The organism is Streptococcus oralis, from assembly GCF_015561235.1.
GTDB lineage: Bacteria > Bacillota > Bacilli > Lactobacillales > Streptococcaceae > Streptococcus > Streptococcus oralis_BK.
Map to the genome: position 1 here is coordinate 283013 of NZ_JADMTC010000001.1, position 16239 is coordinate 299251.

The 16239-nt window shown below is 42.7% G+C and carries 15 protein-coding genes and 1 pseudogene; 13 read left to right on the top strand and 3 right to left on the bottom strand.

Annotated elements, in window-relative coordinates:
• The first annotated feature begins 18 nt into the window (after positions 1–18).
• The gene (locus I2H52_RS01500) at positions 19–2325 is read left to right on the top strand and encodes a DNA translocase FtsK (RefSeq protein WP_195593862.1); all 2307 of its coding nucleotides are present in this window, start codon (positions 19–21) and stop codon (positions 2323–2325) included.
• A gap of 43 nt (positions 2326–2368) precedes the next feature.
• Here the strand turns inward: I2H52_RS01500 and I2H52_RS01505 are convergent, their stop codons facing one another.
• Positions 2369–2794: a DUF6556 family protein gene (locus tag I2H52_RS01505; protein WP_045616905.1), complete on the bottom strand. Its 426-nt coding sequence runs from the start codon at positions 2792–2794 to the stop codon at positions 2369–2371.
• Between the two features lie 137 nt (positions 2795–2931).
• Between I2H52_RS01505 and I2H52_RS01510 the strand changes: the two genes are divergently transcribed.
• From I2H52_RS01510 to I2H52_RS01550, 9 genes are all read left to right on the top strand, one after another.
• Positions 2932–4074 carry a cysteine desulfurase family protein gene (locus I2H52_RS01510; RefSeq protein ID WP_195593865.1) on the top strand — a complete coding sequence of 381 codons (1143 nt, stop codon included), beginning with the start codon at positions 2932–2934 and terminating at the stop codon, positions 4072–4074.
• An 8-nt stretch (positions 4075–4082) separates the two neighbouring features.
• The gene (gene thiI, locus I2H52_RS01515) at positions 4083–5297 is read left to right on the top strand and encodes a tRNA uracil 4-sulfurtransferase ThiI (RefSeq protein WP_195593868.1); all 1215 of its coding nucleotides are present in this window, start codon (positions 4083–4085) and stop codon (positions 5295–5297) included.
• A gap of 135 nt (positions 5298–5432) precedes the next feature.
• Positions 5433–6257 carry an alpha/beta hydrolase gene (locus I2H52_RS01520; protein ID WP_001016819.1) on the top strand — a complete coding sequence of 275 codons (825 nt, stop codon included), beginning with the start codon at positions 5433–5435 and terminating at the stop codon, positions 6255–6257.
• A gap of 20 nt (positions 6258–6277) precedes the next feature.
• Positions 6278–7018: an esterase family protein gene (locus tag I2H52_RS01525; protein WP_195593870.1), complete on the top strand. Its 741-nt coding sequence runs from the start codon at positions 6278–6280 to the stop codon at positions 7016–7018.
• Positions 7019–7030: 12 nt separating this feature from the next.
• Positions 7031–8197 (top strand): ATP-grasp domain-containing protein, encoded by a 1167-nt coding sequence (locus I2H52_RS01530; protein WP_045616909.1) that lies wholly within the window; start codon positions 7031–7033, stop codon positions 8195–8197.
• Positions 8198–8354: 157 nt separating this feature from the next.
• A complete protein-coding gene (gene gla, locus I2H52_RS01535; protein WP_195593872.1) occupies positions 8355–9224 on the top strand; it encodes an aquaglyceroporin Gla in 870 nt (289 codons plus the stop codon).
• Positions 9225–9333: 109 nt separating this feature from the next.
• Positions 9334–10059, top strand: coding sequence for a CppA N-terminal domain-containing protein (locus I2H52_RS01540; protein ID WP_195593875.1), 726 nt, complete (start codon positions 9334–9336; stop codon positions 10057–10059).
• Complete coding sequence (locus I2H52_RS01545) at positions 10056–10991, top strand: serine hydrolase domain-containing protein (protein ID WP_195593877.1); 936 nt, start codon at positions 10056–10058, stop codon at positions 10989–10991. The genes I2H52_RS01540 and I2H52_RS01545 overlap by 4 nt, the downstream gene beginning before the upstream one ends.
• 8 nt (positions 10992–10999) lie before the next feature.
• Complete coding sequence (locus I2H52_RS01550) at positions 11000–11905, top strand: DMT family transporter (protein ID WP_195593879.1); 906 nt, start codon at positions 11000–11002, stop codon at positions 11903–11905.
• A 44-nt stretch (positions 11906–11949) separates the two neighbouring features.
• Here I2H52_RS01550 and I2H52_RS01555 read toward each other — a convergent pair whose 3' ends face one another.
• Together I2H52_RS01555 and rsmG are read right to left on the bottom strand one after the other, a co-directional pair.
• Positions 11950–13233 carry a uracil-xanthine permease family protein gene (locus tag I2H52_RS01555; protein WP_195593881.1) on the bottom strand — a complete coding sequence of 428 codons (1284 nt, stop codon included), beginning with the start codon at positions 13231–13233 and terminating at the stop codon, positions 11950–11952.
• A gap of 304 nt (positions 13234–13537) precedes the next feature.
• The gene (rsmG, locus tag I2H52_RS01560) at positions 13538–14251 is read right to left on the bottom strand and encodes a 16S rRNA (guanine(527)-N(7))-methyltransferase RsmG (protein WP_195593884.1); all 714 of its coding nucleotides are present in this window, start codon (positions 14249–14251) and stop codon (positions 13538–13540) included.
• Between the two features lie 93 nt (positions 14252–14344).
• On the opposite strand from rsmG, the gene I2H52_RS01565 reads away from it, so the two are divergent.
• The 3 genes and pseudogenes from I2H52_RS01565 to I2H52_RS09675 all read left to right on the top strand — a co-directional run bounded on the left by I2H52_RS01565 (position 14345) and on the right by I2H52_RS09675 (position 16227).
• Entirely contained in the window at positions 14345–14905 is a 561-nt protein-coding gene (locus I2H52_RS01565; protein ID WP_000219838.1) for a LemA family protein, read from the top strand.
• Between the two features lies 1 nt (position 14906).
• On the top strand, positions 14907–15806 hold the full coding sequence (gene htpX / locus I2H52_RS01570) for a zinc metalloprotease HtpX (protein ID WP_195593887.1): 900 nt from the start codon (positions 14907–14909) through the stop codon (positions 15804–15806).
• Between the two features lie 59 nt (positions 15807–15865).
• A pseudogene (locus tag I2H52_RS09675) lies at positions 15866–16227 on the top strand (sigma-70 family RNA polymerase sigma factor).
• The last annotated feature ends 12 nt before the right edge of the window (positions 16228–16239 follow it).

The following is a 16239-nucleotide window of genomic DNA, read 5'->3' on the forward strand; positions in this document are numbered from 1 at the left end:
ATATGGTATAATAAAAGAATGGCAAACAAGAATACTACGAAAACAAGACGGAGACCGTCTAAAGCAGAACTTGAAAGAAAACAGGCTATCCAGAGGATGTTGATTTCCTTAGGGATTGCCTTATTGTTGATTATTGCAGCCCTTAAACTCGGTGCAGCAGGTGTCACTCTTTACAATCTCATTCGACTGGTGGTCGGAAGTTTGGCCTATGTGGCCATAGGTGGTCTCCTTATCTATCTTTTTCTTTTTAAATGGATACGCAAGCAAGAGGGACTTCTGTCAGGATTTCTTTGTATCTTCGCTGGCTTGCTCTTGATTTTTGAGGCCTACTTGGTATGGAAATTTGGCTTGGAGCAGTCAGTCCTAAAAGGGACCCTGTCTCAAGTTATGACGGACCTGACTGGTATGCGAGTGACTAGCTTCGCTGGTGGAGGCTTGCTTGGTGTCGGACTTTATATTCCCATAGCCTTTCTTTTCTCCAATATCGGATCATACTTTATTGGAGTTCTCTTGATTCTAGTTGGGGCACTCTTGGTTAGTCCCTGGTCTATTTACGATGTTGCAGCCTTTATTGGAGCTCAGTTCAGATCCTTCATGGAAAAGCAGGAACAGAGAAAACAAGAACGCTTCATCAAGAGAGAAGAAGAGAAGGCTCGTCAAGAAGCTGAAGAAGCAGCCAGAATTCAGAGAGAGCAAGAAGAACAGGATGCACTACCGCTTCCTCCTGTAGATCCTGAAACTGGAGAAATCTTACCAGAAGTTCCAGACTATGATCTTCCGCCAATTCCTGAAAAAGAATGGAATGAACCGGAGATTATCCTTCCTCAGGCTGACGTTGAAGTTCCAGATGAGAAAGAAGATTTTGAGGATGAAGAGGTGCAGGTTGATTTTTCTGCTAAGGAAGCCCTCGAATACAAGCTACCAAGCTTGCAACTCTTTGCGCCAGATAAACCCAAAGATCAGTCCAAGGAAAAGAAGATTGTTCGAGAAAATATCAAAATCTTAGAAGAAACCTTTGCCAGCTTTGGTATTAAGGTAACGGTTGAACGGGCTGAAATCGGCCCATCAGTAACCAAGTATGAAGTCAAGCCAGCAGTCGGTGTACGGGTTAACCGCATTTCCAATCTGGCAGACGACTTAGCGCTGGCTCTAGCAGCCAAGGATGTTCGGATTGAGGCTCCGATCCCTGGTAAATCCCTAGTCGGAATCGAAGTACCCAACTCTGAGATTGCAACCGTCTCCTTCCGTGAACTCTGGGAACAGTCTCAAACTAAGCCAGAAAATCTCCTCGAAATTCCTCTAGGGAAGGCGGTCAATGGAACTGCTCGCACCTTTGACCTTTCCAAGATGCCCCACCTACTTGTTGCAGGTTCGACGGGATCAGGGAAGTCAGTCGCAGTTAACGGTATTATCGCTAGCATTCTCATGAAAGCAAGACCCGACCAGGTCAAGTTTATGATGGTGGATCCTAAGATGGTTGAGTTGTCGGTTTACAATGACATTCCTCACCTTTTGATTCCAGTTGTGACCAATCCACGCAAGGCCAGCAAGGCTCTGCAAAAGGTTGTGGATGAGATGGAAAATCGTTACGAACTCTTCGCTAGGGTTGGTGTGCGAAATATCGCTGGTTACAATGCCAAGGTCGAGGAATTCAATGCCCAGTCTGAGTACAAACAAGTAGCGCTTCCTTTGATTGTTGTCATTGTGGATGAGTTGGCTGACCTCATGATGGTGGCTAGCAAGGAAGTAGAAGATGCCATCATTCGTCTCGGACAGAAGGCGCGTGCCGCAGGGATTCACATGATTCTCGCAACGCAACGTCCATCAGTAGATGTTATCTCTGGTCTTATCAAGGCCAATGTCCCCTCTCGTGTGGCTTTTGCAGTTTCATCAGGTACAGATTCACGAACCATCTTGGATGAAAATGGAGCAGAAAAATTGCTTGGTAGAGGAGACATGCTCTTTAAACCAATCGATGAAAATCACCCAGTCCGTCTACAAGGATCCTTCATCTCAGATGACGATGTCGAACGCATTGTAAACTTCATCAAGGCTCAGGCGGATGCGGACTACGATGAGAGTTTTGATCCAGGTGAGGTTTCTGAAAATGAAGGAGAATTTTCAGATGGTGAAGCTGGCGGCGATCCGCTTTTTGAAGAAGCCAAGGCTTTGGTTATCGAAACCCAGAAAGCCAGTGCTTCGATGATTCAGCGTCGTTTGTCGGTTGGATTTAACCGTGCGACCCGCCTTATGGAAGAACTCGAAATGGCGGGTGTTATCGGTCCAGCTGAAGGAACCAAACCACGAAAAGTATTGCAACAATAAAAAATAGCTTCTTTCCAAAGCTGGAAGGAAGCTATTTTAGTAGTTATTGATTGCTTTTGTTTTCGGAACTAGTCGTTTTGGACGAGTTTCCACTATCAGTTGTTTCTTTTGTTGAGGAAGGTGTAGAAGAATCCTGAGTTGTTGTTTTTTTCTCTTCTTTTTGCTCTTCCTTTTTATTGGATTGAGGAGTTTCTTCCTGCGAGGTATTTTCTTTAGTGGAAGTGTTGTCCTTGTTAGGAGTAGTATTCTCCTGAGGGGCTTCTTTTTGAATTTCTTTGACAACAGTTGTTTGAGTTGTCGTCGGTTCTTTTTTGTTGTTTTTGTTATTATCCATGGCGTTCATGATAGTGATAGTAGCGGTGATTAGGCCAAGGATACTACCGATGGTAGCAATCGTTTTTTGAAAGACAGTAAATCCCTTTTTGATGTGTTCTGTTTTTGGTTTTGAAGTTCTACGATAGTTAGACATGATACTCTCCTTTAATTATGATTTATTATACCTCATTTCTTTAAAAAAATCTTAAAAAAAGAGAAACCTCCCTTTCTTGTCGCAGGTCTCTTTTCGTGATACAATAGAAGGAGTGATTTTAGAAAGCGTGAGAAAACATGATCTACTTTGATAATTCGGCGACAACCAAGCCTTATCCTGAAGCACTTGAAACTTACATGCAGGTCGCTTCAAAAATTGTAGGAAATCCGTCTAGTCTCCATCGTTTGGGAGATCAGGCAACACGAATTTTAGATGCTTCCCGGCAGCAAATTGCAGATTTGATTGGGAAGAAGAGTGATGAAATCTTCTTTACCTCTGGTGGAACAGAAGGTGATAACTGGGTCATCAAGGGTGTGGCCTTTGAAAAAGCCCAGTTTGGCAAGCACATCATCGTATCAGCTATTGAGCATCCAGCAGTCAAGGAGTCAGCCCTATGGCTGAAAAGTCAAGGTTTTGAGGTGGATATTGTCCCAGTTGATGAGAAAGGATTTGTAGATGTTGAAGCATTAGCAGATTTGATACGTCCTGATACGACTCTCGTCTCCATCATGGCAGTTAACAACGAAATTGGCTCTATCCAGCCTATTGAGGCTATTTCGAAACTGTTAGTAGATAAGCCGACCATTTCCTTCCATGTTGATGCGGTTCAGGCACTTGCTAAGATTCCGACTGAAAAATACTTGACGGATCGAGTGGATTTTGCGACCTTCTCAAGTCATAAGTTTCATGGTGTCAGAGGTGTTGGATTTATCTATATCAAGTCTGGTAAGAGGATCATGCCTCTTTTAACAGGTGGCGGTCAAGAGGGAGACTATCGTTCGACAACTGAAAATGTGGCAGGGATCGCAGCAACAGCCAAGGCCCTCCGTTTGTCTATGGAAAAATTAGCTATCTTTGCTAGTAAGACTGGGCAGATGAAGGCGCTCATTCGCCAAGCCCTTCTGAACTATCCAGACATTTTCGTCTTTTCAGATAAGGAAGACTTTGCCCCTCATATCCTGACTTTTGGGATTAAGGGTGTTCGTGGTGAAGTCATTGTTCACGCCTTTGAAGACTATGACATTTTCATTTCTACAACCTCTGCTTGTTCATCCAAGGCAGGAAGACCTGCAGGTACCTTGATTGCCATGGGAGTGGACAAGGATAAGGCCCAGTCAGCTGTGCGTCTAAGCCTAGACTTGGAAAATGACATGAGTCAGGTCGAGCAGTTTTTGACCAAGCTAAAATTAATTTACAATCAAACTAGAAAAGTAAGATAGGAGCATTTATGCAGTATTCAGAAATTATGATTCGCTATGGAGAATTGTCAACCAAGCACAAAAATCGTATGCGTTTCATCAATAAACTTCGTAATAATATTTCGGACGTTTTGTCCATCTATCCTCAAGTTAAGGTAACCGCAGATCGCGACCGTGCCCACGCTTACCTCAATGGAGCTGATTATACAGCAGTAGCAGAATCTCTCAAACAAGTCTTTGGGATCCAAAACTTTTCTCCCGTTTATAAGGTTGAAAAGTCTGTGGAAGTTCTGAAGTCTGCTGTCCAAGAGATTATGAAAGAAATCTACAAGGAAGGGATGACCTTTAAAATCACTAGCAAGCGTAGCGACCACAACTTCGAATTGGACAGTCGTGAACTCAATCAAACTCTTGGTGGAGCTGTTTTCGAGGCTATTCCAAACGTGCAAGCTCAGATGAAAAATCCAGATATTAATCTTCAAGTTGAGATTCGTGAAGAGGCTGCCTATATTTCCTATGAAACCTTTCGTGGAGCAGGAGGATTACCTGTGGGAAGTTCTGGTAAAGGCATGCTCATGTTGTCAGGGGGGATTGATTCACCTGTTGCTGGTTATCTAGCTCTTAAACGAGGGGTAGATATTGAGGCCGTTCACTTTGCCAGCCCGCCATATACTAGTCCTGGTGCCCTCAAGAAAGCCCAAGATTTGACCCGTAAATTAACCAAGTTTGGAGGAAATATCCAGTTTATCGAGGTGCCTTTCACTGAGATTCAAGAGGAAATCAAGGCTAAAGCGCCAGAAGCCTACCTCATGACCTTGACCCGTCGTTTTATGATGCGCATTACCGACCGTATTCGTGAGGTAAGAAATGGTTTAGTTATCATTAATGGGGAAAGTCTTGGTCAAGTAGCTAGCCAAACTTTGGAAAGCATGCAGACTATCAACGCTGTGACTAGCACTCCAATCATTCGTCCCGTGGTTACGATGGACAAGTTGGAAATCATTGACATTGCGCAGGAAATCGATACCTTTGAAATTTCAATCCAGCCTTTTGAAGACTGCTGTACGATTTTTGCACCTGACCGTCCTAAGACCAATCCTAAGATAGAGAATGCAGAGCAGTATGAAAAACGCCTGGATGTTGAAGGCTTGGTTGAGCGAGCAGTGGCAGGGATTATGATTACTAAGATCACACCTCAAGCTGAAAAAGATGCTGTCGATGAGTTAATTGACAATCTGCTCTAATCAGAAAATCCAGAAGAATTTAGAAAAATAAATGAAAAAGTTAGTTATTTATCCTTAAAATGGACAATTACTGACTTTTTTTCTATTTTTGTGGTATAATAAGATAAATTTTTGAATATAGAGAGTTTTCTGACAATGAATCATTCCTACTTTTACTTAAAAATGAAAGAACACAAACTCAAGGTTCCTTATACAGGAAAAGAGCGTCGTGTGCGTGTGCTCCTGCCAAAGGACTACGAGAAAGACACAGACCGTTTTTATCCTGTAGTTTACTTTCATGACGGGCAAAATGTCTTTTACAGCAAGGAGTCTTATATCGGACACTCTTGGAAAATTATTCCAGCCATTAAGCGAAATCCTGACATCAGTCGCATGATTGTCGTTGCTATTGATAATGATGGTATGGGGAGGATGAATGAGTATGCGGCTTGGAAGTTTCAAGAATCTCCTATCCCAGGTCAACAGTTTGGCGGTAAGGGGGTGGAGTATGCCGAGTTTGTCATGGAGGTGGTCAAGCCTTTTATCGATGAAACCTATCGTACCAAAGCTGATCGCCAGCATACGGCTATGATTGGTTCGTCACTAGGAGGCAATATTACCCAGTTTATCGGACTAGAGTACCAAGACCGAATTGGTTGTCTAGGTGTCTTCTCATCTGCTAACTGGCTTCACCAAGAAGCCTTTAACCGCTATATCGAGCGCAAGAAATTGACGCCTGAACAGCGCATTTTCATCTATGTAGGAACAGAAGAAGCAGATGATACGGACAAGACCCTGATGGCTGGCAATATTAAACAAGCCTATATCGACTCGTCGCTTCGTTATTACCGTGATTTGATTGCAGGTGGAGTAGGCTTGGATAATCTTGTCTTGAAAGTTCAGTCTGGTGCCATCCATAGTGAAATACCTTGGTCGGAAAATTTGCCAGACTGTCTCCGATTTTTTGCAGAGAAATGGTAAGTTAAGAAAGGAGAAAGCCAATGCATATTGAAAACCTCAGCCACTGGAGTGGCAATCTCAACCGTGAAATGTACCTCAATCGTTATGGACATGCTGGGATTCCAGTTGTGGTTTTTGCTTCATCTGGTGGCAGTCATAATGAATACTATGATTTTGGCATGATAGATGCCTGTGCTTCCTTTATCGAGGAAGGGCGCGTCCAGTTCTTTACTCTCTCCAGCGTAGACAGTGAGAGCTGGCTGGCTACTTGGAAAAATGCTCATGACCAGGCGGAGATGCACCGCGCCTACGAACGCTATGTAATTGAGGAAGCCATTCCTTTTATCAAGCATAAGACAGGTTGGTTTGATGGTATGATGACGACAGGTTGCTCGATGGGGGCCTACCATGCACTTAATTTCTTCCTCCAGCATCCAGATGTCTTTACCAAGGTGATCGCTCTTAGTGGAGTTTATGATGCCCGCTTTTTTGTCGGTGATTATTATAATGACGATGCCATTTATCAAAACTCGCCAGTAGATTATATTTGGAATCAGAATGACGGCTGGTTTATCAATCGATACCGTCAGGCAGAGATTGTCGTCTGTACGGGTCTCGGTGCTTGGGAACAAGACGGTCTGCCATCCTTCTACAAGCTCAAAGAAGCCTTTGACCAGAAACAAATTCCAGCCTGGTTTGCTGAATGGGGGCACGATGTCGCCCACGACTGGGAATGGTGGCGCAAACAAATGCCCTATTTTCTTGGACACCTGTATCTATAAAAGGAGTTGCCTATGAATTACCTTGTTATTTCTCCCTACTATCCGCAAAACTTTCAACAGTTTACCATCGGGCTAGCTAATAAAGGCATCACCGTTTTGGGAATTGGTCAGGAGCCTTACGAACAACTAGATGAACCTTTGCGCAATAGCCTAACCGAGTATTTCCGTGTAGATAATCTTGAGAATATAGACGAAGTCAAACGTGCAGTAGCTTTTCTTTTCTACAAGCATGGCCCAATCGACCGCATCGAGTCCCACAATGAATACTGGCTTGAGCTGGATGCAGCCCTTCGTGAGCAATTCAATGTCTTTGGTGCCAAACCAGAGGATCTCAAAAAGACCAAATATAAGTCTGAAATGAAGAAACTTTTCAAAAAAGCAGGTGTCCCTGTTGTACCTGGCGCTGTTATCCAGACGGAAGCAGATGTGGCCCAAGCAGTTGAAACGATTGGCCTACCAATGATTGCCAAACCTGACAATGGAGTGGGAGCGGCAGCCACCTTTAAGTTGGAAAGTCAGGAAGATGTGGACCGGTTCAAAGAAGAATGGGACCATTTAACCGTTTATTTCTTTGAGAAATTTGTCACTTCTAGCGAAATCTGTACCTTTGACGGGCTTGTGGACAAGGATGGCAACATCGTCTTTTCAACGACTTTTGATTATGCCCATACACCACTTGATCTCATGATTTATAAGATGGACAATTCTTACTATGTGCTCAAGGATATGGATCCAAAACTGCGCAAGTATGGTGAGGCCATAGTCAAGGAATTTGGAATGAGAGAACGCTTTTTCCATATCGAGTTCTTCCGTGAGGGAGACGATTATATCGCTATTGAGTACAATAACCGTCCTGCAGGTGGCTTTACCATTGATGTTTATAACTTCGCTCACTCCTTGGATCTCTACCGAGGTTATGCGGCGATTGTTGTAGGTGAAGAATTCCCAGCATCAGAGTTTGAACCACAATACTGTTTAGCTACATCACGTCGTGCCAATGCAAATTATGTCTATTCAGAAGAAGACTTGCTTGCTAAATACAGTCAGCAATTCAAGGTCAAAAAAATCATGCCAGCAGCTTTTGCAGAGCTACAAGGGGATTACCTTTATATGCTAACCACTTCAAGTCGTCAAGAGATGGAGCAGATGATTGCGGACTTTGGTCAGCGTCAAGAGTAACGAAAAGGATGAAAGGAGTTTGACTTCTTTTGTCCTTTTCTTAAAGATAAGTTAAATGAAGCGTTTTCCATAGATTCTTTTAGAAAATCTGTTGCTAAAAGGTCTAAAAATTGATAGAATAAGGATTGTCTAAAAAAATTGAAGGAGAATCTATCAAATGGATTTTACATGGGCTATTAAATATGCCACTGAATTCTTGGGAACTGCTATTTTGGTCATTCTTGGTAATGGTGCAGTTGCTAACGTTGAACTTAAAGGTACGAAAGGTCACCAAAGTGGCTGGCTCGTTATCGCGGTTGGTTACGGTATGGGGGTTATGATCCCAGCCTTGATGTTCGGTAATGTATCTGGTAACCACATCAACCCAGCCTTCACACTTGGACTTGCTGTGAGCGGACTTTTCCCTTGGGAACAAGTGCCATATTATATCCTTGCGCAACTTTTAGGAGCGATTTTTGGTCAAGCTATGGTTGTGGCAACTCACCGTCCTTACTACTTGAAAACAGAGAATTCTAATAACATTTTGGGTACTTTCTCAACGATTTCAAGTGTTGATCACGGTACAAAAGAATCACGTTTCGCAGCAAGTGTAAATGGTTTTATCAATGAGTTTGTCGGCTCGTTTATTCTGTTCTTTGCGGCCCTAGGAATGACTAAAAACTTTTTTGGTGCAGAAGTAATGCAATACATGAAGCAAATGGCAACGCAGGCTAATCAAACAGTTGACTTTTCTGAATTAGCTATCAAAGCTCAAATAGCACCACACACAACAGCAGGTCTTTCAGTAGCTCATTTAGGACTTGGTTTCCTAGTAATGGCCTTGGTAACTTCACTCGGTGGACCTACTGGACCTGCTTTGAACCCAGCTCGTGACTTTGGACCACGTCTCCTTCACGCTGTTCTTCCAAAATCGGTTCTTGGTCAACACAAGGGTGATTCAAAATGGTGGTATGCTTGGGTTCCGGTTGTAGCTCCAATTGCAGCGGGTATTGCAGCAGTAGCAGTATTCAAACTACTTTACCTATAAGAAACGAAACTGGGGAAACCCAGTTTTTTGTTATAAAATTTCTAAATAAATCAGATATGTCTTGTAAAATATTCGAAAATCCTTTAAAATAAAAGAGTTGGAGGAATTTATGAGTGTGAATGAGATTGTTCGGATCATTCCGACTTTGAAAGTTAATAACCGAAAATTAAATGAAAAATTTTACATTGAAACCCTAGGGATGAAACCCTTGTTAGAAGAGTCGGCCTTTCTTTCCTTGGGAGACCAGACAGGTACTGAGAGGTTGATTCTAGAAGAAGCTCCGAGCATGCGAACACGCAGAGTTGAAGGGCTTAAGAAACTCGCTAGACTCGTGGTGAAGGTTGATAATCCTTCTGAAATCGAGGACCTTCTTTCACAGATGAAGTCCCTTCCTCGCCTATTTAAAGGAAGCTGTGGTTATGCTTTTGAGATTGTTTCTCCTGAACAGGATGTGATCCTTGTTCATGCGGAAAATCATATTGAAGACTTAGTTCCGCTAGATACGATTCCTGAATTTTATTCAAATACAGGTATAAAATACTTGAGCCAATTTGAGGTTTCTATGGAGTTGCGTTTGCCTGAGGGGACAGAGAGCTTACTTGATTCTGAAGGAGTAGCGCAAGTAATCACTTTTACTAAAGGGCAAGGACTAGATTTGGCTGTTGAAAACAATGTCACTTGGGACTTGACGATGTTGAAATTTTTAGTAAGAAATTTTGATCTAACCAGTCTTCGTCAGAAATTTGAAAAGACAGGCTACTTTGTCCCTAAGTCTGAAAAATTCTTCCTGGGTAAAGATACCAATAACATTGAATTGTGGTTTGAAGAAGCATGAAGTTGGAAAAAATTCTAAGAAAAATAGAAAATCAAATCGAGGCAGGGATTTATCCCGGGGCCTCTTTTGCGTATTATAAGGATGGTGAATGGAAAGAGTCTTATCTAGGATTGAGTGATCCAGAACGGGGCTTGAAAACAGAGAGCGGTTTGGTTTATGATCTGGCTAGTGTGAGTAAAGTCGTGGGAGTAGGGACGGTTCTCATCTTCTTGTGGAAGCAGGGCAAATTCGATATTGATCGACCGGTAACGGATTTTTTACCGGAGTGTGATTATCCAGATATTACCATACGACAACTTCTGACTCATGCAACAGACTTAGACCCCTTTATTCCAAATCGGGATCTCTTGACTGCCCCTGAATTAAAAGAAGCCATGTTTCACCTCAACAGACGAAGTCAGCCTGCTTTCTTATACTCAGATGTTCACTTTTTACTCTTGGGCTTTGTTTTGGAAAAAATCTTTAACCAAGATTTAGATCAGATTATAGAAGAACAAGTTTTGAAACCATGGGGGATGACGGGAACCAAGTTTGGTCCCGTTGAGGCTGCTGTACCAACAGTGATAGGAGTGGGGGCCGGAAAGGTTCACGATCCCAAAGCCCGTCTATTAGGGAAGCACGCTGGAAGTGCTGGTTTGTTTTCGACTGTTAAGGATTTACAGATCTTTCTGGAACATTACTTGAAAGATGATTTTGCTGCAGATTTGAGCCGAAATTTTTCTCCTTTAGATGATAAGGAGCGTTCGCTAGCTTGGAATCTGGAAGGAGCTTGGCTCGACCATACGGGTTATACAGGTACCTTTATTATGTGGAATCGGGAGAAGCAGGAAGTTGCCATCTTTCTGTCCAATCGAACGTATGAAAAGGATGAGCGTGCCCAGTGGATAGTCGATCGAAATCAAGTGATGGAAATGATTCGTCAAGAAGAGTAGGGGGCAGCATGTCAAAAACCGTAAAAGGTACTTTATATACAGTAGTGGCAGGGATTGCTTGGGGCTTGTCTGGAACCAGTGGCCAATACCTGATGACACACGGGATTTCCGCTCTAGTCTTGACCAATTTGCGACTTATCATTGCAGGCTTGGCACTGGTAGCCTTATCCTATATGACTGCAAAGGATAAACTCTATGCTTTTTTTAAAGACAGAAAAAACCTTTTATCTCTGCTGTTGTTTGCCTTGTTTGGACTTTTCTTAAACCAGTTTGCCTATCTTTCTGCCATTCAGGAAACCAATGCTGGCACGGCGACAGTTCTCCAGTATGTATGCCCCGTTGGGATCTTGGTTTATACTTGTATCAAGGACAAGGTGGCGCCTACTCTGGCTGAGCTTATTTCGGTTGGATTAGCCATAGGAGGAACTTTTTTGATCGCGACACATGGGGAGCTTGACCAGTTGTCGGTCACACCCCTAGGCCTTTTCTGGGGTCTCTTTTCTGCCTTGACCTATGCCCTCTATATTATCCTTCCCATCGCTTTGATTAAGAAGTGGGGGAGTATCTTGGTGATTGGTGTGGGGATGGTTATTTCTGGTGTGGTGGCTCTTCCCTTTACAGGAGTCTTACAGGCCAGCATACCGACTAGCTTAGATTTTCTCTTTGCATTTGTTGGGATTATCATCATCGGAACGGTTTTTGCCTATACAGCTTTCCTAAAAGGAGCTAGTCTGATAGGCCCTGTTAAGTCTAGTTTATTAGCTTCCATAGAGCCAATTTCAGCCGTTTTCTTTGCCTTTCTGATTATGAAGGAACAGTTTTATGCGATTGATTTTGTCGGTATGGCTATGATTTTACTAGTCGTGACCATTATTTCTTTGAAAGATTTACTGCTGGAAATAAAGAGTAAGTAATAAAAAAATCCACTCAATCGAGTGGATTTTGTGTGTATAGATGATTATTCTTTATTTTCGTGTGGCAAAATCAAGTTTAAGATAATTCCTGTCATGGCTGATAGAGCAGTACCTGAAAGTGTAACTGGGCCGAGTTTGAGGATGGCTCCACCAAGTCCAAGTACCAACATGGCACTAGCGATGATGAGGTTACGCATTTGGCTGAAGTCAACGCGCTCTTTAATCAAAACTTTTAGCCCGTTACTGGCGATAACTCCGTAGAGAAGGATGGACATGCCACCAAGCACAGCACTTGGGATTGTTGAGATCAAGGCAGTGAATTTACCAAGGAAGCTAAGTGCAATGGCGATGAAGGCCGCGTTACGGATAACAGAGACAGAAGCGATACGAGTCATCCCGATAACCCCTGTATTTTCGCCGTAGGTCGTATTAGCTGGTCCACCGAGGAAGGCTGATACAGATGTCGCGATACCGTCACCGAGAAGAGTACGGTGAAGTCCTGGTTCTTTCAGGAATTGACGGCCACAGATTTGGCTCAAAACTGTGTGGTCTCCGATGTGTTCTGAAATTGTTACGATAGCGATAGGCAAGATGGCGATTGTTTCAGGACCGAAGTATAAGTTGTACTCTTTAAAGGCTCCACCTGTACTAAATGGCAAGTAGAAACCAGGAATTTCAAACCAGTTGGCTTGAAGGACTGGGGTAAAGTCAACCAAACCAAGAAGCATTGCGAAAATGTACCCACCAATGATGGCGAAGAGGAAAGGAATGATACGAAGGAAACCTTTACCTTTTGTATTTATAAAGGCGGCAATCAAGAACGTCACGACAGCTACAAGAGCATTTTTCCAGTTTCCATCTGCTACAAGTCCAGCATTCGTTACAGCAGAACCAGCAAGACCAAGACCGATAACGATAATCATAGGTCCGATAATGATTGGGGGCAAGAGTTTGTCAATCCATTTCGTACCTGCAAAACGAACACTTGTCGCTACAAGAACATAGACTAAACCAGTCAGGATAACCCCAGTTTGAGCGGCAGATACATCGCCTCCCATTTCTTTCATGGCTAAAGACATAGCTGTGATAAAGGCGAATGAAGAACCTAGATAAACTGGAACCTTAAAGCCAGTAGAAATCATGTAGATAAGTGTTCCAATACCGGAAGCAAAGAGAGCAACCGACACGGGCATTCCCAAAATTAAGGGAACGAGAATGGTTGCACCAAACATGGCAAACACGTGCTGGAAGCTTAGAAGAATACCTTTACCAGCAGAAGGACGTTGATCAACGTCTAGTAACAAGTCAACAGTTGATTCCTGTTTCATAAAAACCTCACTTTTGGGCACCAAAAAAGAGCCCATTATTTTGCAGCAATAGGCCCTCAGAGTAAGACTTTTTAAAAAATAGCTATCTTTTAAAAATTTATATAAATCTGCGCCTTCGTCACCTCACAGGATGACATTAAAAACCTTTGCTTAGGATAGTATAGCAGAAAAAATTCGTTTTGTAAACGAATTTTTCCCGAGCCTGGAAATGGGAGAGCGAGGTCCGTTTTGTAAACGAATTTTTCCCGAGCCCAGAAATAATAAAGCGAGGCTGATTTTGTAAATCATTTTTTTACTAAAAAAATTAAAGTGGGCGTTTGTTTGGCATGCCTGCCTTTCTTGGGTACTTGTTAGGTGTTTCTTTTTTCTTTTCGACGACTGTTATGTAGCGCGGATCTCCATTTGGCAGGGCATAGTTGAGGTTGTCCTCTACCTTGCTAAAGAGGAGGTTGAGAGCGTTCTTGGCTTCTAACAATTCCTCAGGAGCATTGCTGGCCTTGAGTGCCAATAGTTTTCCGCTGACTTTAAGATAGGGAATGGTCAATTCAGACAAGATCTGCATACGGGCAACCGCACGAGCCGTCACCACATCAAACTGGGCACGGAAGTTCTTGTCTTGAGCAAAGTCTTCTGCTCGTCCATGGTAGAAGTGAACACCATCCAAATCCAACTCTTGAGCCAAAAGCTGAAGGAAGTTGATGCGCTTATTGAGCGAATCAATGATGGTCACATCTAACTGAGGATAGAGGATTTTCATGGGTAGACTAGGAAATCCTGCCCCAGCCCCGATATCAAGAAGTTTGATAGTTTCATTTGAAATCAAGCCTTGCAGAATAGGTGCAATCGAATCATAAAAATGTTTGAGATAAACTTCTTCTTTGTCTGTAATAGCGGTCAGGTTAATCTTTTCATTCCACTCGACCAAGAGTTCAAAATATCGTTCAAATTGGTTCTTTTGCTGGTCCGAAAGTGGAAGATTTTGCTCAGCTAGTAGGCTGTAAAATGTTTCTGGTTTCATAGTACTCTCCTTCTCTAGTATCATCTTATTTTACCATATTCGTTAAAATTTTGATATACTGGTAGTAATCTAAAAGCAGAAAGGAATAAGATTATGACTTGGATTATTCTTGGAGTTTTGGCTCTGATTGTTATTTTTGTGATTGTTAGCTATAACGGTTTGGTTAAAAATCGTATGCAGACCAAGGAGGCTTGGAGCCAGATCGATGTTCAGTTGAAGCGTCGTAATGATCTCCTCCCAAACTTGATTGAAACAGTCAAAGGCTATGCCAAATATGAAGGTTCTACCTTGGAAAAAGTAACAGAACTTCGTAGACAAGTAGCTGCAGCAACTTCACCAGCAGAAGCTATGAAGGCCAGTGATGCCCTTACCCGCCAGATTTCTGGTATCTTTGCAGTAGCAGAGAATTACCCAGACTTGAAAGCTAGTGCTAACTTTATCAAATTGCAAGAAGAGTTGACCAATACAGAAAATAAAATTTCTTACTCTCGCCAACTCTACAACAGTGTTGTCAGCAACTACAATGTAAAACTTGAAAGCTTCCCAAGTAATATCATCGCAGGACTATTTGGCTTTAAAGCTGCAGACTTCCTTCAAACACCTGAAGAGGAAAAGGCAGTTCCTAAAGTTGACTTTAGCGGTTTAGGTGACTAAGATGTTGTTTGATCAAATTGCGAGCAATAAACGAAAAACGTGGATTTTGTTGCTGGTTTTCTTCCTACTCTTGGCCTTGGTTGGTTATGCGGTTGGCTATCTCTTCATGCGCTCAGGTCTTGGGGGCATGATCATAGCCCTAATCATCGGTTTTGTCTATGCTTTGACCATGATCTTTCAATCAACAGAGATTGTCATGTCTATGAATGGGGCGCGTGAGGTTGATGAGCAAACGGCACCAGACCTCTACCATGTAGTGGAAGATATGGCCATGGTCGCTCAGATCCCTATGCCACGTGTTTTCATCATTGAGGATTCTTCTTTAAATGCCTTTGCGACAGGTTCCAACCCGCAGAATGCAGCAGTCGCAGCTACTTCGGGTCTCCTAGCCATCATGAATCGTGAGGAGCTAGAAGCGGTAATGGGGCATGAAGTCAGTCATATCCGGAACTACGATATCCGCATTTCGACCATTGCTGTTGCTCTTGCCAGTGCTATTACCCTGCTATCTAGTATGGCTGGTCGGATGATGTGGTGGGGTGGTGCTGGTCGCAGACGGAGCGATAATGATCGTGATGGAAATGGTTTGGAGATTATCATGCTTGTTATCTCTCTCTTAGCCATTGTTCTAGCACCTCTTGCAGCAACCTTGGTGCAATTAGCCATTTCCCGTCAGAGGGAATTTCTAGCAGACGCATCCAGTGTGGAGCTGACTCGCAATCCTCAAGGGATGATCAATGCACTGCGCAAGTTAGACAATAGCGAGCCAATGCATCACCACGTCGATGATGCCAGCAGCGCTCTGTATATCAATGATCCTAAGAAAGGTGGGGGACTTCAAAAACTCTTTTATACCCACCCACCTATCTCAGAACGAATCGAACGCTTGAAACAGATGTAAAAAAATGGCTCTTTGTCAACTGTAGTGGGTTGAAGAAAAGCTAGAATAAGCTCCATAATATCCATAGGGGATTTACCCACTACAAATATTATAGAGCAGAAAAATATTTGAAGCAGGTGGATAGAAGAAATCACTTGCTTTTTTCTCGTCTTTTGATCATGATGGACATTTTGAGGATAGTATAGTTGATGAGGGTTTTGATGTAGATAAGATCGTTCAGACACAGATGATGATTGAGGCAGTGCGAGATGCACTATCAAAATTAAATGATCAAGAAAGAGAAATCATTGATAGACTTTATTTCAATGATGAGACTATTCGTTCGGTGGCTGAAACGAAAAAAATATCTCATCCAGCTCTCATAAAGAGAAGAAATAAGATATTGGACAAGTTAAGAGGATTGCTGAAAGACTTTAGGTAGTAATGAGAAGAA